Source organism: Arthrobacter sp. HMWF013 (genome assembly GCF_003061105.1).
Classification (GTDB): domain Bacteria; phylum Actinomycetota; class Actinomycetes; order Actinomycetales; family Micrococcaceae; genus Arthrobacter.
The window spans coordinates 18849-22759 of record NZ_QAIQ01000223.1 but is presented as its reverse complement, the minus strand read 5'-3'; the positions used below and the strand labels follow the sequence as shown (position 1 = coordinate 22759).

The following is a 3911-nucleotide window of genomic DNA, read 5'->3' as shown; positions in this document are numbered from 1 at the left end:
TGACCGTGACCGGGTTCCCTGCCGCGTCGTAGGTGTAGGTCGTTTGGTTGCCGTTCCCGTCTGTGGACCGGCACAGCGACCCGGGTTTGGCGCCGCACGTCGTGCCGGCAGCGTCGCCCTGGTAGTAGCTCCGGGGTGTGCCGCCCAGGTTGCCAGGGGTCAGGACCGCCGAGGGGTTCTGGGTGTTCGGGTCGTACTGAATCGTGCTGGTGTTCCCCTCACTGTTCGTGGAGGTGTCGGGGCGGTAGTTCAGCAGCGGGTCCCCGGTCGCGGTGGGGTAGGTGAAGGATACGTCCCCGGCCGTTCCGCTGGCGCCGGCCAGCGGTGAGGTGATCTTCGTCAGGGAGTTGGTGGCGTTATAGGCCGCGGTGGTGGTCTGGCCCAAACCGTTGGTGCTGGTGGTCCGGTTGTCGTGCCCGTCGAACGTGGCCAATGAGTTGTTGCCGTTCGGGTCAGTGGCTATCAGGACCCGGGTCTTGTTCGCATCCAGGACATAACAACATAAGGAAGCAACCTTACTGTTTCCTTGTTTTTCCACAGGCCCGGAATTAGCGTGGGAGCGTAGGAACCCAACATTCCATCCGGCTGAAGGAGGACGTCATGCCCGGCAAGAAGAACCCGAGCCTGAAGGATCCGGAACTGTACGAGGAACTGCGGGAAGACGGCGCTTCCAAGCAGAAGGCCGCGCGCATCTCGAACGCTGCTGCCCAAAAAGGCCGCTCCTCGGTGGGCCGCAAGGGCGGCGAGTCCGGCAGCTATGAAGACTGGACCGTCCCTCAACTGAAATCCAAAGCCAAAGAAATCGGACTCACCGGTTACTCCGCCAAGAAGAAGAGCGAACTTATCTCTGCGCTCCGGAACTCCTAGGCGGTGGCCATCACCGGTACAGCTTGTTCCTTAAGCGCCCTTCCGGGCCCGCGTGGTGGTGGCCTTCGCCGCAGGCTTGGCAGCCGCCGAGTCAGCCTTGGCCGACGTCTTGGCCGCGGGCTTGCGCGTGGTGGATCCGGTACTGGCAGACTTCGTGGCTGTGGATTTGGCTGTGCCCGATTTTGCAGCGGACGACTTCGCAGTGCCGGATCCGGCGGTGCCGGACTTCGCTGTGCTGGACTTTGCCGCGGCCTTCCTGGTTCCGCTGCCGGATTCCGCAGACTCTTCTTCCCCGTCCTCCCCGGAGTCTGTATCCGCGGCGGAGCCCCCGGAAGCCTCTGCAGCCGCACCCCCGCGTTTACGGTCCAGGCTGCGCTTGAGAGCTTCCATCAGGTCAATGACTTCACCCTTGCCGCCCTCGCCGGCCTCCACACCGAAGGTCTCTTCAGTGTCCAGGGAGTCGCCCTTTTCCAGCTTGGCTTCGATAAGCGTGCGCAGCTGGACCTGGTATTCGTCGGTGAAGTGGTCAGGATCGAAATCTGCGGCCATGGATTCCACCAAGGCCGCGGACATTTCGCGTTCCTGGGCGGAGATGCGCACGGATTCGTCCAGGGCCGGGAAGTTGGCCTCCCGGACCTCGTCGGGCCACAGGAGCGACTGAAGCACCAGCACGTCATCCTTGATGCGCAACGCCCCGAGCCGGGTCTTCTCGCGCAGGGCGAACTGGACGATGGCCACCCGGTCCGTATCCTCGAGCGCCCGGCGCAGCAGGACGTATGCCTTGGGCGACTTCGAGTCCGGCTCCAGGTAATAGCTCTTTTCGAACATCATGGGCTCCAGCTGCTCCGAGGGGACAAACTGGACCACCTCGATCTCGTGGCTGTTTTCCGCCGGGATGGATTTGAGCTCGTCCTTGGACAGGACAACGGTCCGGCCGCCGTCCTCAAACGCCTTCTCAATGTCCGAGTAATCGATGATCTTGCTGCACACCTCGCAGCGGCGCTGGTACCTGATCCGGCCGCCGTCGGCATTGTGGACCTGGTGGAGACTGATGTCATGATCCTCGGTGGCGCTATAGACCTTGACGGGCACGTTGACCAGGCCAAACGCGATGGCACCTTTCCAGATGGCTCTCATTCCTCAAGTGAACCGCACGCAGGGCCGGAGGTGAAGACCTTTGGTCCCTCCTAAGGAACGTGTCCGGGTGGCGGGACGGCAACTGACACTCACCAACCTGGACAAAATCATCTATCCCGAGACGGGCACCACCAAGGCTGACGTCCTGGCTTACTACGCCGCTGTGGCCCATGTCCTGATTCCGGCAGCAGCCAACCGGCCTGCCACCAGGAAGCGCTGGGTCAACGGTGTGGGCACTGCGGAACACCCAGGCGAAGTGTTCTTCCAGAAGAACCTGGAGGATTCGGCGCCGGGCTGGCTCCCCCGCGCCGCCATCACGCACAAGGACCGCACCATTTACTATCCGATGGTCAACGATCCCGCCACCCTCACCTGGTTCGGCCAGATCAACTCGCTGGAGATCCATGTGCCCCAGTGGCAGGTGGACTCCCATGGAAGGCAGCTGAACCCGAACCGCCTGGTACTGGACCTCGACCCCGGCCAGGGCGCAGGGCTGGCCGAATGTGTGGAGGTGGCGTTCCTTGCCCGGGCCATCCTGCAGGACGTAGGCCTGGATCCGGTCCCGGTGACCAGCGGCAGCAAGGGCATCCACCTCTATGCCGGCCTGGACGGATCGCAGACGTCGGACCAGATCTCCGACTTCGCCCACGAACTGGCGCGGGCCTTGGAAGCGGACCACCCGGATCTCGCGGTCAGCGACATGAAGAAAACGCTGCGCACGGGCAAGGTCCTGGTGGACTGGAGCCAGAACAGCGCGGCCAAGACCACCATCGTGCCGTATTCGCTGCGCGGCCGGCACACTCCGATGGTCGCCGCGCCGCGGACCTGGCGGGAGCTCAGCTCCCCCAACCTCCAACACCTGGACTACAAGGCCGTGCTGCGCCGGGTCGAGGCGGGCAAGGACCCGTTCGCCGCCGTCGAACATGGTGGGGGGCACCCTGGGAGCCCGCAGGAGGGCGCTGATGGGGCCGGCGGGAAGACTGATAAAACAGCGGACGACGGCGGCGCGCATCCACGACTTGAGCGGTACCGTTCCATGCGCGATCCAAACGCGACACCCGAGCCGTTCGCCGGCGCCGGCGGCACCGGCGACACCTTTGTGATCCAGGAACACCACGCCAGCCGCCTGCACTTCGATTTCCGGCTGGAGCACGAAGGAGTCCTGGTGTCCTGGGCGCTCCCCAAGGGCGTTCCGGAATCGAGCGGCAAAAACCATCTCGCGGTCCAGACCGAGGACCACCCCATGGACTACGCCACCTTCGAAGGAACCATCCCGAAAGGACAGTACGGCGCCGGCGAGGTCACCATCTGGGACCACGGAACCTACGAACTCGGGAAGTGGATCAACGGCAAGGAAGTCATCGCCACACTGACAGGGTCTGAAGGCGGCGGCCTGGGCGGAACCAGGAAGTTCGCCCTGATCCATACCGGCCGGGGGCGGGGTGATGAGGGGCAATGGCTCATCCATCTGATGGACAAGGAACACCACGGCGGCAGGCACCGGCACGCACCCGCCCGCGACCATGGTGATGCTGACGCAGATGGGGAAACCGGCACCAATGTGGAAGTAGGCGGGGAAACCGGCACAAACCGGGATGAACGGACACCCGCTGGAAGCCGGGCCACACCCCTGCCATCACAGCACGCACGCGAACCAGCCGACGAGGCCCCTGCTGCACCCCTGGACGACTTTCGGCCCATGATGGCGACCGCGGGAAACCCCGCCGACCTGCAAGGCAGCGAATGGATGTTTGAGCTGAAATGGGACGGCGTCCGCGGGGTGATCGTTGCCGATGACAGGAATATCCGCATCCTCAGCCGCAACGGCAACGACGTCACGGCAACATACCCCGAGCTGACGGACCGGGCTGGCTGGCCGGCCGGGCCGTTCGTTGCCGATGGTGAGA

At 64.2% G+C, this 3911-nt stretch carries 3 protein-coding genes and 1 pseudogene; 2 read left to right on the top strand and 2 right to left on the bottom strand.

Features of this window, described 5'->3' with window-relative positions; all coding sequences use genetic code 11:
• Positions 1-538 (bottom strand): annotated as a pseudogene (locus DBR22_RS09215) (hypothetical protein); the annotation flags it as partial.
• A gap of 62 nt (positions 539-600) precedes the next feature.
• Here DBR22_RS09215 and DBR22_RS09210 point away from each other — a divergent pair.
• Positions 601-867 (top strand): DUF7218 family protein, encoded by a 267-nt coding sequence (locus tag DBR22_RS09210; RefSeq protein ID WP_108598765.1) that lies wholly within the window; start codon positions 601-603, stop codon positions 865-867.
• Positions 868-897: 30 nt separating this feature from the next.
• On the opposite strand, the gene ku is transcribed toward DBR22_RS09210, so the two are convergent.
• Positions 898-2004, bottom strand: a complete 1107-nt coding sequence (gene ku, locus DBR22_RS09205; protein ID WP_108598764.1) for a non-homologous end joining protein Ku — start codon at positions 2002-2004, stop codon at positions 898-900.
• 67 nt (positions 2005-2071) lie between these two features.
• Here ku and ligD point away from each other — a divergent pair.
• The coding region (gene ligD, locus DBR22_RS09200; RefSeq protein WP_375134943.1) for a non-homologous end-joining DNA ligase at positions 2072-3911 on the top strand (1840 nt) is incomplete at its 3' end.

Bases quoted from the DNA above. Each gene is read 5' to 3' on its own strand.
- DBR22_RS09210 (WP_108598765.1), top strand. From the start codon at position 601: ATGCCCGGCAAGAAGAACCCGAGCCTGAAGGATCCGGAACTGTACGAG.
- ku (WP_108598764.1), bottom strand. From the start codon at position 2,004: ATGAGAGCCATCTGGAAAGGTGCCATCGCGTTTGGCCTGGTCAACGTG.